At 54.5% G+C, this 13,174-nt stretch carries 12 protein-coding genes; 7 read left to right on the forward strand and 5 right to left on the reverse strand.

Annotation, left to right across the window (positions count from 1 at the left end; translation table 11 throughout):
* Positions 1–115: 115 nt before the first annotated feature.
* A complete protein-coding gene (gene panP / locus FE848_RS07990; RefSeq protein ID WP_200202270.1) occupies positions 116–1,792 on the forward strand; it encodes a pyridoxal-dependent aspartate 1-decarboxylase PanP in 1,677 nt (558 codons plus the stop codon).
* 276 nt (positions 1,793–2,068) lie between these two features.
* Here the strand turns inward: panP and FE848_RS07995 are convergent, their stop codons facing one another.
* On the reverse strand, positions 2,069–2,338 hold the full coding sequence (locus FE848_RS07995) for a hypothetical protein (protein WP_200202271.1): 270 nt from the start codon (positions 2,336–2,338) through the stop codon (positions 2,069–2,071).
* 97 nt (positions 2,339–2,435) lie between these two features.
* Positions 2,436–3,995 (reverse strand): inorganic phosphate transporter, encoded by a 1,560-nt coding sequence (locus FE848_RS08000; RefSeq protein ID WP_200202272.1) that lies wholly within the window; start codon positions 3,993–3,995, stop codon positions 2,436–2,438.
* A gap of 214 nt (positions 3,996–4,209) precedes the next feature.
* On the opposite strand from FE848_RS08000, the gene FE848_RS08005 reads away from it, so the two are divergent.
* From FE848_RS08005 to FE848_RS08015, 3 genes are all read left to right on the forward strand, one after another.
* Positions 4,210–5,313 carry a GGDEF domain-containing protein gene (locus FE848_RS08005; RefSeq protein ID WP_200202273.1) on the forward strand — a complete coding sequence of 368 codons (1,104 nt, stop codon included), beginning with the start codon at positions 4,210–4,212 and terminating at the stop codon, positions 5,311–5,313.
* A 75-nt stretch (positions 5,314–5,388) separates the two neighbouring features.
* Positions 5,389–5,841, forward strand: coding sequence for a flavodoxin (locus tag FE848_RS08010; protein WP_200202274.1), 453 nt, complete (start codon positions 5,389–5,391; stop codon positions 5,839–5,841).
* Between the two features lie 69 nt (positions 5,842–5,910).
* Complete coding sequence (locus FE848_RS08015) at positions 5,911–8,472, forward strand: EAL domain-containing protein (protein ID WP_200202275.1); 2,562 nt, start codon at positions 5,911–5,913, stop codon at positions 8,470–8,472.
* A 16-nt stretch (positions 8,473–8,488) separates the two neighbouring features.
* Here the strand turns inward: FE848_RS08015 and FE848_RS08020 are convergent, their stop codons facing one another.
* From FE848_RS08020 to rd, 3 genes are all read right to left on the reverse strand, one after another.
* Positions 8,489–9,343 carry an acyl-CoA thioesterase gene (locus FE848_RS08020; RefSeq protein ID WP_200202276.1) on the reverse strand — a complete coding sequence of 285 codons (855 nt, stop codon included), beginning with the start codon at positions 9,341–9,343 and terminating at the stop codon, positions 8,489–8,491.
* Positions 9,344–9,435: 92 nt separating this feature from the next.
* The gene (locus tag FE848_RS08025) at positions 9,436–10,590 is read right to left on the reverse strand and encodes an NAD(P)/FAD-dependent oxidoreductase (RefSeq protein WP_200202277.1); all 1,155 of its coding nucleotides are present in this window, start codon (positions 10,588–10,590) and stop codon (positions 9,436–9,438) included.
* Between the two features lie 19 nt (positions 10,591–10,609).
* Positions 10,610–10,777, reverse strand: a complete 168-nt coding sequence (gene rd, locus FE848_RS08030; RefSeq protein ID WP_072795848.1) for a rubredoxin — start codon at positions 10,775–10,777, stop codon at positions 10,610–10,612.
* Positions 10,778–11,047: 270 nt separating this feature from the next.
* On the opposite strand from rd, the gene FE848_RS08035 reads away from it, so the two are divergent.
* From FE848_RS08035 to ubiA, 3 genes are all read left to right on the forward strand, one after another.
* Positions 11,048–11,605, forward strand: coding sequence for a hypoxanthine-guanine phosphoribosyltransferase (locus FE848_RS08035; protein ID WP_200202278.1), 558 nt, complete (start codon positions 11,048–11,050; stop codon positions 11,603–11,605).
* Positions 11,586–12,167 carry a chorismate--pyruvate lyase family protein gene (locus FE848_RS08040; RefSeq protein ID WP_200202279.1) on the forward strand — a complete coding sequence of 194 codons (582 nt, stop codon included), beginning with the start codon at positions 11,586–11,588 and terminating at the stop codon, positions 12,165–12,167. Before FE848_RS08035 ends, FE848_RS08040 begins: the two co-directional genes overlap by 20 nt.
* A 107-nt stretch (positions 12,168–12,274) precedes the next feature.
* Complete coding sequence (gene ubiA / locus FE848_RS08045; protein ID WP_200202280.1) at positions 12,275–13,162, forward strand: 4-hydroxybenzoate octaprenyltransferase; 888 nt, start codon at positions 12,275–12,277, stop codon at positions 13,160–13,162.
* The last annotated feature ends 12 nt before the right edge of the window (positions 13,163–13,174 follow it).

The raw sequence follows: 13,174 nt of genomic DNA on the forward strand, positions 1-13,174 counted from the left end.
AGTGTGCCTGGAAGCGACAGGTGACAAGTAACCAATGCCGGAAACAGACCCCGGCTGTATCCGTTGGGCATCCGGAACAGGCCCTGCGGATGACCACTGATTGTGTGTGGTATCTATGACCGGCAAGAAGAAAACGGCCCAGGCCTCACTTGAAGCCATGTATCGCGTGTTCACCGTGCCCGAGGCACCGGAGTCCACGCTCAGCCGTATTGACCAGAATATTTCCAGCAACCTTGCAGGCTTCCTGCAGGAGCATATTGTTGCGGTTGAACGGGATCTTGCAGACGTCGAGAAAAACTTTTCCGACTACGCCATCCCGGAAAAGCCCGTGTTTGTTTCCGAGCAGACCCAATTCCTGCTCGACAAACTGGTTGCCAACTCCGTTCACACAGCATCCCCCGCCTTTATAGGCCACATGACCTCAGCGCTGCCCTATTTTATGTTGCCGCTGTCGAAAATCATGATCGCCTTGAACCAGAATCTGGTAAAAACTGAAACCTCCAAGGCCTTTACGCCTATGGAGCGGCAGGTTCTGGGCATGATCCACCGGTTGGTGTACCAGGAAGACGGCGCCTTTTACCGGAAGTGGATGCACGACCCTCGCCACTCCCTTGGGGCCATGTGCTCAGGCGGCACAGTCGCCAACCTGACAGCACTGTGGGTTGCGCGCAACCGCGCTTTCCCCGCTGAAGGCAGCTTTCGTGGACTGCACCAGGAAGGTCTGTTCCGCGCACTGAAGTACTACGGTTACGAAGGTGCTGCCATAGTGGTATCCCGCCGAGGGCATTATTCTCTGGGCAAAGCCGCCGATGTATTAGGCCTTGGCCGTGAATCCCTGGTGGCGGTAGACACAGACGACGACAACCGGATCCAGACCGACGCCCTGCGCGACAAGTGTCTGGAGCTGCAGAAACAGAAAATCAAGGTTATGGCCATCTGCGGCATTGCCGGCACCACCGAGACCGGCAACGTTGACCCGCTGGACGCCATGGCAGACATCGCCCGGGAATTCGGTGCCCATTTCCACGTAGACGCAGCCTGGGGCGGCCCGACACTGTTCTCCCGGACCTACCGGCATTTGTTGCGTGGCATAGAAAAGGCGGATTCAGTCACCTTCGATGCCCACAAGCAGCTGTATGTGCCTATGGGTGTTGGTTTGGTGGTATTCAAAGACCCCAGCCTGGCCAGTGCTGTTGAGCACCACGCCCAGTACATTATCCGCAAAGGCTCCCGCGATCTGGGTTCTACCACGCTGGAAGGCTCGCGCCCCGGCATGTCGATGCTGATCCATTCCGGCCTGAAAATCCTCGCCCGGGAAGGCTACGAGATACTGATTGATCAAGGCATCGAAAAAGCGGCAAGCTTCGCCGAAATGATCGAGGCCCAACCAGACTTCGAGCTGGTGACCCGCCCTGAGCTGAACATTCTTACCTACCGCTACTGCCCGGAAAACGTGCAGCAGGCCTTGGCTTTGGCTGATCCCCTGCAGGCAGAAAAGCTGAATGCTTGTTTAAACAGCATTACAAAATTCATCCAGAAAACCCAGCGGGAACGGGGCAAGGCGTTTGTGTCGAGAACCCGGCTGGAGCCTGCCTGTTACTACAAATTCCCGTGCATTGTGTTCCGGGTTGTTCTGGCGAACCCGCTGACCACGCCTGAAATCCTCGCCGACATTCTGGAAGAGCAACGTGAGCTTTCAGGGGATGAAGGAATTCAGGACGAAATCAGGATATTGCACCAAATGGCGGATGCGGTGCTGAAACAGCATGAGCAGGGTCAGAAGCAAGCCTGAAGTAGGCTAATCAGAAGATTCGGTGAGCGGCTTAGAGAACCGCAAGGGAGGCGGAAGGGTACCCAAAACACGCTGTGAATACGTCCGTGTACGCTCGGCTCCGCTTCTCACTGCTTATTGCTCCTGCGGCGCAGTGAGAATCCTGGGTTGGCCGTCCTTGGCCAACCCGTGAAGAGCTTTTCGCTCTTCACCCATGGCTCCGCACGGTTTTGGATACCCTTCCGCCTCCCTTGCTCAGTGCTATCCTCTAGCACCTGAGCGCCGGAGACAACTAACTCAGTAAAGCGCCTCTTCGTCGTCCAGCACTTCATCAATAATTTCCAGAAACATTCGATCCGCATCACTCCACTTTTCCGGAATACGGATAGTCGTGTTAGCACTGATCTCCCGGGCTATCAGCTCGTCGGAATCTGGCTGTGAACGATACTTGCGGGCAATGTCGATAGACTTTACCGCAATGGTCGGATCGCTCAACACCTTTTTGATGAACACTCGAAGCTCATCAATCACCTTGGCCTGACGACGGCTTTCAATCGGTGTACTCATACCTCACCCTCCGGGCAAATAAGTTCTGGGGGAGCATGAAGCTCCTGTAGCATAGACACAGTATGGCCAAACCCGCGCGTTACAACCAGCCAACTCGTTAGACGAACAACCCACGCAAAGTGAAAAACAGTATCGCCGCCATAATGGCCGAGGCAGGCACTGTGATAATCCAGGCAGCCGCTATCCGCACAAGGTGAGACCGCTTGACCATTTCTTCTTTGTAGATTTTCTTGAGGCGCTTGCGGTCCGACTTGGTCAGGGGCACATGCTTCTTCTTCTTGGCCCGCTTGAGAAGCTTCTCCATCTCCTCAACAGAGGCGTTGCGGAAGTCATCCAGAAAAGGCTTGAGACGCTCAAGATCATCCTCATCACGCTCTTCCATGATCTTGTGCAACTGAGTCGCGTAATTGGATTTCAGGTATTCGCGCAGGAAGCCCACACCGAAAACACCACCAATGGCAATATGCGTAGAGCTCACCGGCAAACCCAGTTGCGATGCCAGAATAACCGTAAGCGCAGCCGACAGTGCGATACAGAAGGCACGGGTCTTATCCAGCTCGGTAATTTCGCTACCCACGGTTTTGATCAGGCGCGGACCAAACAGCATCAAGCCGACCGTTAAACCCAAAGCGCCAATCATCATGACCCACAGAGGTATGCTTGAAGCCGTCGCTATCGCACCGTTAGATAGCGCATCGTTGATGGCCGCGAGCGGGCCGATGGCATTCGCTACGTCGTTTGCACCGTGGGCAAAGCTCAATAGCGCAGCCGCGAATATCAGTGGCCAGGTGAATAGGGTATTTACCCCTCCTGCACTGTTTTCCATGGTAGCTGCGCGACGGGAAGCCAGAGAGCGCACGATAAAAAAGGAAACTACAGCGGCACCCAAACCGACCAGAGAGGCCTGAAGGAAATCCACCTCAACAATTTTCTTTACGCCTTTGATCATCAGGTAGGTGCCAAAAGCCCACGCCATGACGGCGACAAGCCAGGGCACAAAGGTTCGCGCAGCAGGTATTACGTTCTTCCGGTAGAGCACTGTCTTATTGATAATAAATAGCAACAGGGCAGCCAGGGCACCACCAAGAACAGGCGAAATAACCCAGCTGGCAGCAATCTTGGCCATAACACCCCAGTCTGCGATGCCCCAGCCACCCGCCGCAATACCTGCGCCGAGAACGCCACCTACAATAGAGTGGGTGGTGGATACAGGCGCACCCATCCAGGTTGCCAGGTTGAGCCAGAGCGCGCCCGCAAGCAGAGCTGCAGTCATCAGCCAGACAAAGGCACGGCCATCTTCCAGGTTGGTAGGGTCAATAATGCCGCCCTTGATGGTAGAGACAACATCCCCACCCGCAATCAACGCACCAGCGGACTCAAAGATACCTGCCAGAATAACCGCTGCGCCGAGAGACAGAGCGCCAGAGCCCACCGCAGGGCCAACATTGTTCGCAACATCATTAGCGCCTATATTGATAGCCATATAGCCGCCGATGACAGCCGCAGCCATGAGCAGCGTGCTATTGGGCAACCCTTCACTGAAGGAACCTACCGCCAGCCAGACACCGAGCAGAAACAACAGGCTGAGCCCGACCCTGTATCGCTCTGTAGAGTTGCTGGTTAGAAGGGTATCCAGAAATCCGCTTGAACGGGCCATAACAGAATAGGTCTCATTTGGTCTGAATGGAGAACGAACCGCCGTGTTGCGCGCAACTATAAATTTTTTACCCTGAAATTGAAACAAATGTGCGCCTGCGCGACCCGGTCACACAATACACTCGAAATAGATGCATACCTACCATTGCCTGATACATAATGGGTAAAGAGCCAGAGTACTAAGGAAAAGCGTTGCATATACCTATAGGGCCGCTATGAAAAAATACTCAACTCTGGGCTACCAAGCTGCCCAGGAACGCGAAAGCGCACAGATTTCACTGGTGCTCACCTGGCTGTCACTCGCTGCGATTCTGACTCTGATTGGCATTGGCGCAAAGGCATGGAGCTCCGCGCACTACAGCCACGCTTTTGCTCTTTGGGGGTTTATTCTTCCGGTCGCTGCAAACATGGCCTGGTTTGCCATCTACCGTAATCGGGACGTACAAAAAACCGGGCTTCTGGTTACTGTCAGTTTTCTCTTTACTTACCTGATAGCCTCCGGTGGCGAGAGCAACACAGGCCCCCTGTGGTTCTATGTGTTTCCGCCTCTGTTGTTTTTCCTCACCAATCTGAAAACCGGCACCCTGATTCTGCTACTGGTCTATCTGGTTGCCATTATTGTGTTCCAGTTTCCCGGCCTGCCTTTTGTGCAAGCGGAGTACAGCAGTGACTTCAAGCTTCGTTTTTTTGCATCGCTGACCTTTGAATCTATTTTCTGTTTTGTTCTGGAAGCTAGCAGACTGAAGGCTCGTAACGAATTACTGGATCTCGCACTGACCCACGAGCACGCCGCCAAAACCGATGAGCTCACCGGTCTTTCCAACAGGCGCGACATCCTGAACCGGCTGTCAGAAGAGTTTTCCCGGTACCAGCGTACAGGACATCACTTCTCCATTGTCCTGATCGATTTGGACCTCTTCAAGAATATTAATGACCATTACGGCCATAGCGCTGGTGATGCCGCTCTCAAACAGTTTGCAATAGTTGTGCAGTCCGTTATCCGCCAAACAGATGTGGCGGCACGCTGGGGCGGCGAAGAGTTTCTGTTACTGCTGCCGGATACATCCCTGATCCCTGCCCTCACGCTGGCCGAACGTTTACGCAGTGAGGTAGCACAGGAAACTTTCAGTTTTCACGGGCAGGATTTGCCCATCACCATGAGCGCCGGCGTCTGCTCTATTTCTCAGGCTGACTCCATCGATAACATGCTTCGCCAGGCGGATTTGCATCTGTACAGCGCCAAGGAAGCCGGGCGCAACCGGATTGCCCCTCGGGTCCGCAGCCAGGCTGCAGATGCCCAGAATGTGCCAAGCGCTTGAGACTGAACGGTCGCGCCGCTACTATCCGGCGCTCAGAGAAACCGGCAAACCGCTTTGTACTGAACAGGAAACAACATGACAGATATTCGAATTCTGGTGGGCAGCGTCTATGGAGGCGCACTGATGACCGCCAGAGCCATCAAACAGGCCCTGGATGCCGAAGGGTATTCCGTGAAGGTTCTGGAGAACCCGGTGCTGGAAGACATAACGTCTGATACATCTCCCTTACTGGTTTGCACATCAACCACGGGCGAGGGAGAAGTTCCGGGCAATCTTTTACCCTTCTATGTGGCTTTGCGTGATCAGTTGCCGCAACAGCCAGGGCGCCCCTTTGGCATCATTGTTCTGGGGGATAGCTCCTACGGCGATACGTTTTGTGGTGCCGGCGAGCTAATGGAAGAAGCACTTTATGAAACCGCTGCCCGAAAGGTTGGCGACACTCTGCGCATTGATGCGCTGGAAACCCAGGAGCCGGAAGAGGAAGCCTTGCCTTGGGTACGTGAATGGATATCTGCTGTATTAAATTAGAAGCGGCTTGAGCCGCTAATAGCGACAGTTCATACTGATTTGGATAACAATCACAATTAGCGGTGAATCGTGACAAGGTTCCAATGGTCTCGCATTCTGGCAGCACTCACGCTGCTTGTGTCCCTGGCGTTTAACTGCCAGGGCGCCGAGGCTTTTCATTACCCTAATGTCGAGTTTCTGCGTCTGGCACCGGACGCACAGCTGTCACCTGAAGAGGCGTCCGCTGCAACGGGCTGGCAGCCTCTTACAAACAGTAGCGCTAACTTTGGCTACACCCGTGATACTGTCTGGTTCCGCTTCAACGTTCCTGTTGATAGGCAGATTAATCTGCTTGAAATCAGCTACTCCCATCTGGATCACGTTGCGTTTTACCTGATGGAAAATGGCGAGATTGCCGAGACAACCGTAACCGGGGACCACTACCCCTTTACAAGCCGCCCCGTTCTCAACCGCCATTTCTTGTTCCCGTTCAGTGCAAACATCAATACTGACCAACAGATACTTCTTGAGGTAAAAACAACAGGCACGTTGCAGGTGCCGCTGACACTATGGAATGCCCAGACGTTTTTCGAACATGCATCAATTGAGGAACAAATCCACGCCATCTATTACGGCGTGCTCATCAGCGTTATCTTCTTTAATCTGTTTGTATTTTTTGCACTGCGGGAGAACGTTTATCTCTTCTATGTACTATCAACGCTAAGCTATCTGTTATTGATTGCCAGCCTGAACGGCACCGCCTTCCAGCTGTTATGGCCAAAAAGCCCGGAACTTCATAGCTGGACCATGCTGCTCTCCGTCCCCTTAGTAGTCATATTTACCCTGCTGTTTTCACGATCTTTTCTCCAGCTTGAACAGTCCGGGCCAATACTGAATCGGGTTGCCCTTGGTTTTGTCGCCATAAACGCCATTATGATCGCTGCCACCGGCGTGCTTGATTACAGCTCAGCCATCCGCCTGTCGGTCGCTGTGGCCATTCCAAGCACACTGCTTCTCACCATAATTGGCCCGCTGCAGTGGATACGCGGCAACCCCCAAGCTGGCTATTACACGATAGCCTGGTGCGCACTATCAGTGGGCAGTGCCATTACTGCCGCCAATAAAGCCGGGTTTCTCCCAAACAGTTTTATAACCACCTACGGCATGGAAATCGGGTCTGCACTACAGGCGGTTCTGCTCGCCCTGGCCCTGGCGGCAAGGTTAAACCAGGAGCGACAGGAAAAAGTAGAGGCCCGCGAAGCAGAACTGAAAGCCATGACAGCCCGGCGCTCTGCTGAACTCAAACTAATTGAAAATGCACTACACAACTCGCTCACCGGCCTGCCAAACCGCACCAACTTTGAAATGCAGGTGAATGACCTGATTCGCCGGTCACCAGACACTCGACATGGCATTGTTGTCATCCACCTGAATAACCTGCAATCTGTGACCAAGACTCTTGGCCACCAGAACAGCGATCTTATATCGGAGTTGGCCTCAAAGAATGCAAACGCTATTGCGCGTCAGATTCCGGGCATAATTTCCCTGGGGCAGCATAATGGACGCAGCTTTTACACGGCCTCTCTCGACCTGGAAACCCTGGTGTGCGTGGTGGATGCGGACACATCAGAGCATGCCCGCCGAGCCGTTGTACGTGCTCTGGACGCTATCCGAAGCCCCGTTGACTATCTTGGCATGCAGATCCCGCTAAATGCCCAGCTTGGGGTTGCTGTGTCGCCGGCTCATGGCACAGACGCATCTTCGTTAATTCGCAGAGCCTCAATAGCAGAGAGTTCCGAGCGTGCCCGTGAGCGGGGAATTGCGTATTACACCCCCTCCATAGACTCGTACAGCGCCAGCCGTCTCACAATGGTTTCAGCGTTACAGAAAGCCCTTGTAAATAATGAGCTAGCGCTTCATTTGCAACCAAAGCTGGATTTGAGAACCAGTAGAATCTCAGGAGTGGAAGCGCTCATTCGCTGGCCCGCACGAGAACAGCCTGTTCCTGCAGACGAGATCATCACCCTCGCGGAACAGACAGGGCTGATCAAACCACTCACCCGATGGGTGCTGGAACAGTCTCTTGAACTCCGTGGTCGCCTCCTCGATAGTGGCCACCTTCTCGATCTCTCGGTGAACATTTCACCCAACAACCTCCGGGAGCCGGATTTTCCGATTTTTGTAAAACGCCTGATGGGCGCTCATTTGCAGCACAGAGGTGCGATCATCTTTGAAGTCACGGAAACATCGATGATGCAGGATCCAGTCAACGCCCTGAAAGCTCTTAACTCACTGGCTTACGAAGGCATTCCGGTTTCCATTGATGATTTCGGGTCTGGTTATTCCTCGCTTTCCTACATCAAGCAATTACCCGCCAGCGAGATCAAGATCGACCGATCGCTTATAACGGATCTGGCTACTCGGGAAGAAGACAGAGTTATTGTTCAGACAACCATCAACATGTGTCACAGCCTCGGCTATCAGGTTGTGGCCGAGGGCGTGGAAGATGAGGCTACTGCAGATCTACTGAAAGGAATGGGCTGCGATATGATTCAGGGCTATTTCCTGAGCCGGCCTCTGCCACTTGAGCAAATGCTGGCCTGGCTCTCCAAAAGGCGTGAAGCAGTCACCAAACAACACGCCCCCGGATAATAATCAACAAAGGCTGTTAACGCCTGCGAATCAGTGCTTCCTGCACAGCAGATGCCACCAGAACACCCTCCTGATTAAAGAAGTTACCCCGGTTGAAGCCCCGCCCGGCCGACGCACTCGGGCTGTCCTTGTCATAAAGCAACCAGTCCTCCATGCGAAAATCCCGGTGGAACCACATGGCATGATCAAGACTTGCAGCCTGCAACTCCTTGTTCATAAACGATACACCATGGGGGTTAAGGGATGTTCCCAAAAACGAGAAATCCGATGCGTAGGTAAGCAGGCAGCGGTGTAAAACCGGGTCGTCAGGCAAAGGGCCCAAAGCACGGATCCAGCTTTGCTTAAGGGGTGGGCGCTTGTCCGGCTGAAACGGATTCGTGGGGTTCACTGGCCGGATTTCTATAGGACGGTCACGGGTCATAATCTCCCGCAAGGCTTCTGGCGCCTGTGGAGCCATCATCTTGCCCCAATCCTGCTCGGAGCGAAGGGTTTCAGGGTTTGGCGCATCGGGCATCTCCACCTGGTGCTCAAAACCTTCCTCAGAGGCATGAAACGACATGGAGCCGGTCAGGATTTCCTTGCCGTCCTGGCGGGCAATGACCCGGCGAACAGAAAAACTGCGTCCATCACGAACCCGCTGAACCTCATACTCTATAGGCATTTTCTTGTTGCCGGGCCGCAAGAAATAGGCATGCAGGGAGTGGCAGAGGCGATCTTCGACCGTATGGCTGGCAGCCATTAGAGCCTGCCCGAGAACCTGCCCTCCAAACACATGGGGGAATCCCAGATCCTGGCTTTCGCCCCGATAGTGGTCACCGCCAGTGGGCGCAAGATACAGCAGTTCCACCAGTTTTTTTGTAACGTCAAGCATGCCTGCTCCTGTTGATTCGTTAGCTCACGAAGGGTTTTCTACCGCAAGCGGGGAACTTTCGCAACGAAAAGCGCCAACAGGAGGCAGCACATTCAAGAATGAATGGGCGGTACCACTTTGGAGAGCGCCTGCTTTTCCAATGCAAACCGGCCGGTAACCGCAAACCCCAGAACATCCCCCTCCGGGTTTTTGAACAGGGATTTTACATGGGTGCCATCCTGCTCGGTTTCCCAACTGCCTTGCGCATCCGATGGCGGTGGGCACACCGCTGCCGGGCAACATGTAGTTTTAATCATCACCGGCATGGTGCCATAGGTTACCTCTGTGGGTTCTCCAGTCAGGGTTTTTGCAAGGGCGCGGGCGCATGCCATCAACGGCAAAACATAAAGCAATACATGGCCATCCACCTCAGCACAGTCCCCCAAGGCATAAACATCCTTGGCCGAGGTTTCCAACAGCCTGTTTACTGTAACCCCACGGCCAACCTCGATCCCCGCTGCTCTCGCCAGTTGCGTGCGGGGCCGCAAACCGACAGCAGAAATCACAATGTCCGCTGGCAGTGATTCACCATTCGCGAGGAACAGTTTTACACCTGCCTCAGCCGGCTCTATACGCTCCACCACGGTTTCCAGATGAAACCGCACGCCCAAGGCTTCCAGTTCCTGCTGCACCGCGTTCGCGGCGACTGGAGGCAGCAAACTCGGCATGACAGCATCGGAAGGCGCAATTACATCCACCTCGTAGCCGCCATTACGCAGGTCGTTGGCAAACTCGCAGCCAATTAGCCCGGCACCCATAATAGCCACTCGGCCACCCGGCTTCAGCGCCTTGCGGAACACCCGGTAATCTTCCAGATCGTTGATCGGGAAGACTCGCTCCTGACCATCACCGGGTATCGTCAGCCGAATCACATCTGCACCCCAGGCCAGCACCAGCTTGCTGTATGTCAGGCTTCCGTCACCCAGCAATAATCGGTGGCCGTTGGTGTCTATGCCGGTCACGGTAGTGAAGGTACGCAGCTCCAGGTCCAATTGCTCAGCCATTGCCGCAGTGGCTGCCTGAGCCAGACCGTCTGCATCCTTACCTTTGGAAAACCCGGTAGACAGCATGGGCTTGGAGTAGCTGACGCCATCATCGGCGGTCACCATAACAATCCGCACGTCTTTATCCTGCTTACGGATTTCACGGGCCAGGGAGTAACCTGCCAAACCGGTTCCGACAATTACGATGGGGGTCTGCTCTGTCATAGCCATGCTCCGTTCGGGTTCAACCGATCTCGATCATTTCAAAATCTTCCTTGCCCACACCGCAGTCGGGGCAAACCCAATCTTCGGGCACATCATCCCAGGCAGTCCCGGGCTCAATACCATCCTCCGGCCAGCCTTCTGCTTCATCGTAAACCAGGCCACACACTACGCACTGCCACTTCTTCATAAACAGTCTCTCCACCACACTTTTTTGTGGCTGCAATGTTAATTGTCGAACAATACACCAGCAAGCGCTTTTTGCGCAGGCACACAGCAAAGCCTGCAACGCCGTTCATTTAAATGCACTGCGCCGCAATCATACGCGGCACATAATGATTGACCAATGCCAGCGAAGACGCTCTCGCAAGGTTTTTCTGCCAATTGTCGGTATTATACCCCCTCCCCTCCGCTGTCCCTCTCCGGTATAATCGCCCGTTTTACGACAGGACCGACCGTTATGAGCGATACCGTCGCCGAAATGAATCAGGTTATGGCCGAAGCTGATTGCCTGGTTGATGAGCAGCGAGTACAGACTGCCATTCGCAATCTTGCCGACGACATTACCGGCCGCCTCAAAGACAGCAATCCCCTGCTGTTTTGTGTGATGAACGGCGGTCTGATCTTTACCGGTCAGCTGTTGCCCCGCCTCAACTTTCCGGTACAGGCGGAATACCTGCATGCAACACGCTACAGGCAGGAAACCACCGGCGGCATTCTGGAATGGACACTTCAGCCCAAAGCCGACATGAAAGGCCGCACGGTGCTGGTTATTGACGACATCCTTGACGAAGGCACCACCCTCTGTGCGATAGCTGACTATTGCCTCAACCAGGGGGCAAAGGAGGTTCTGACGGCCGTACTGGTAGACAAACAGCACGATCGCAAGGCGCGCCCGAATCTGAAGGCTGATTTCACCGGCCTGTATGTTGAAGACCGCTTTCTGTTTGGCTACGGCATGGACTACAAAGGATACTGGCGCAACGCTCCCGGGATCTATGCCGTTAAGGGCCTTTGATATCGAATCTTTTGCAGATAGGCCGGGCACGGCTATACCACCAACCAATTGGTATAGCTCTTTTGCAGCTGCCGGGTTGCGCAACCCGGAGGTGCATGGTCCGGCGAGTTACTGGCTGAAAGTTGAAGGCTCCTTCACCCGGGCACTGCAAAAACAGTGCGTGAGTTCGTTTCACGTAGAAGTGCAGCGCGAAGGCTTTGCCACACCCACCCTTGAAGAAGCCAGACGCCTGGGTATCCCTTTTCGCCAGCTCGCCTGGATTCGCGAAGTACGTCTGTGTGGCGATGGCGAGCCCTGGGTTCTTGCTCGCACCGTTATCCCCCTTGCTTGCCTCAAGGGTGAAGGCCGGCGGCTGCTTAATCTTGGCAGCAAACCCTTGGGCGCTTTCCTGTTCGGCAGCCGCGACTGGCAGCGCGGCCCTCTTGAAACCGGGCTCTGCACTGCTCCTTCAAGAGCCGGGCAATCGGAACCTGAACTTGCGCGTCGCTCCCTCTTCAGCAACAAGCAGAGCGCATTACTGGTCGGCGAATACCTGCTTCCTGTGCTTTACCGCGGGAACTGATGGGCTGCGGAGGAAGCTCCGACTTTCACCCCTGCCCGCCCACTGGCTATAATCCCTGCACATTTGCTTTCCACACATTCTGTTCCATGCCCCAAACGGATAAACCCATGCTGCCTGACGCCGTGCCAGAACACATACGGAGCCGATTAACCGATTACGCAAAACTGCTGCGCATCGACCGACCCATTGGCACTCTCCTTCTGCTCTGGCCCACATACTGGGCACTCTGGCTTGCCGGTGAGGGCAACCCCGGCATTGGCAACATCATCGTCTTCACTCTGGGCGTTTTCTTTATGCGTGCCGCCGGCTGCGCCATCAACGACTTTGCCGACCGGGACTGGGACAAGCACGTAAAACGCACCAAAGACCGCCCGCTAACCACCGGCCGGGTAAAGGCCTGGGAAGCGGTCGCCCTGTTTGGTGGTCTCTGTATTATCTCGTTCCTGATGGTGGTGCTTTTCACTAACACCCTCACGCTCTATCTGTCCTTTGGTGGCGCAGCGCTGGCGTTTATTTATCCCTTTTCCAAACGCTTCACCCATCTACCCCAGCTGTTCCTGGGCGCTGCATTTTCCTGGGCCATTCCCATGGCATGGGCTGCCGAAGCCGGAGAACTCAGCCAGATTACCTGGCTGCTGTTCACAGCCAACGTACTCTGGACTGTGGCCTACGACACCTTCTACGCCATGGTGGATCGCGATGATGATTTGAAAGTCGGCATAAAATCCACAGCCATCCTGTTCGGCGATGGCGACCGTGCAATCATCGGCGCACTCCAGGCCATGGTGGTGCTCATCCTGATAATTGTGGGCAACCGCTGTGAACTGGGTAGTTTCTATTACCTTGGGCTGGTTGCCATGGCCTGCCTGTTTATCTACCAGCAATATCTCGCTAAAGATCGCGAGCGAGATGGTTGCTTCAAAGCCTTCCTGAACAACAACTGGGCGGGGTTTGCGGTGTTCGCCGGGCTGGTTATTGACCTGATTGTCGCTTGAGGGCACTGAATA

Source organism: Marinobacter sp. 1-3A (genome assembly GCF_016597775.1).
Lineage (GTDB): Bacteria > Pseudomonadota > Gammaproteobacteria > Pseudomonadales > Oleiphilaceae > Marinobacter > Marinobacter xiaoshiensis.

What these genes read in the sequence shown, in the direction of transcription:
- panP (WP_200202270.1), top strand. Translation starts at nt 116, where the DNA reads ATGACCGGCAAGAAGAAAACGGCCCAGGCCTCACTTGAAGCCATGTAT.
- FE848_RS07995 (WP_200202271.1), bottom strand. Translation starts at nt 2,338, where the DNA reads ATGAGTACACCGATTGAAAGCCGTCGTCAGGCCAAGGTGATTGATGAG.
- FE848_RS08000 (WP_200202272.1), bottom strand. Translation starts at nt 3,995, where the DNA reads ATGGCCCGTTCAAGCGGATTTCTGGATACCCTTCTAACCAGCAACTCT.
- FE848_RS08005 (WP_200202273.1), top strand. Translation starts at nt 4,210, where the DNA reads ATGAAAAAATACTCAACTCTGGGCTACCAAGCTGCCCAGGAACGCGAA.
- FE848_RS08010 (WP_200202274.1), top strand. Translation starts at nt 5,389, where the DNA reads ATGACAGATATTCGAATTCTGGTGGGCAGCGTCTATGGAGGCGCACTG.
- FE848_RS08020 (WP_200202276.1), bottom strand. Translation starts at nt 9,343, where the DNA reads ATGCTTGACGTTACAAAAAAACTGGTGGAACTGCTGTATCTTGCGCCC.
- FE848_RS08025 (WP_200202277.1), bottom strand. Translation starts at nt 10,590, where the DNA reads ATGACAGAGCAGACCCCCATCGTAATTGTCGGAACCGGTTTGGCAGGT.
- rd (WP_072795848.1), bottom strand. Translation starts at nt 10,777, where the DNA reads ATGAAGAAGTGGCAGTGCGTAGTGTGTGGCCTGGTTTACGATGAAGCA.
- FE848_RS08035 (WP_200202278.1), top strand. Translation starts at nt 11,048, where the DNA reads ATGAGCGATACCGTCGCCGAAATGAATCAGGTTATGGCCGAAGCTGAT.
- FE848_RS08040 (WP_200202279.1), top strand. Translation starts at nt 11,586, where the DNA reads ATGCCGTTAAGGGCCTTTGATATCGAATCTTTTGCAGATAGGCCGGGC.
- ubiA (WP_200202280.1), top strand. Translation starts at nt 12,275, where the DNA reads ATGCTGCCTGACGCCGTGCCAGAACACATACGGAGCCGATTAACCGAT.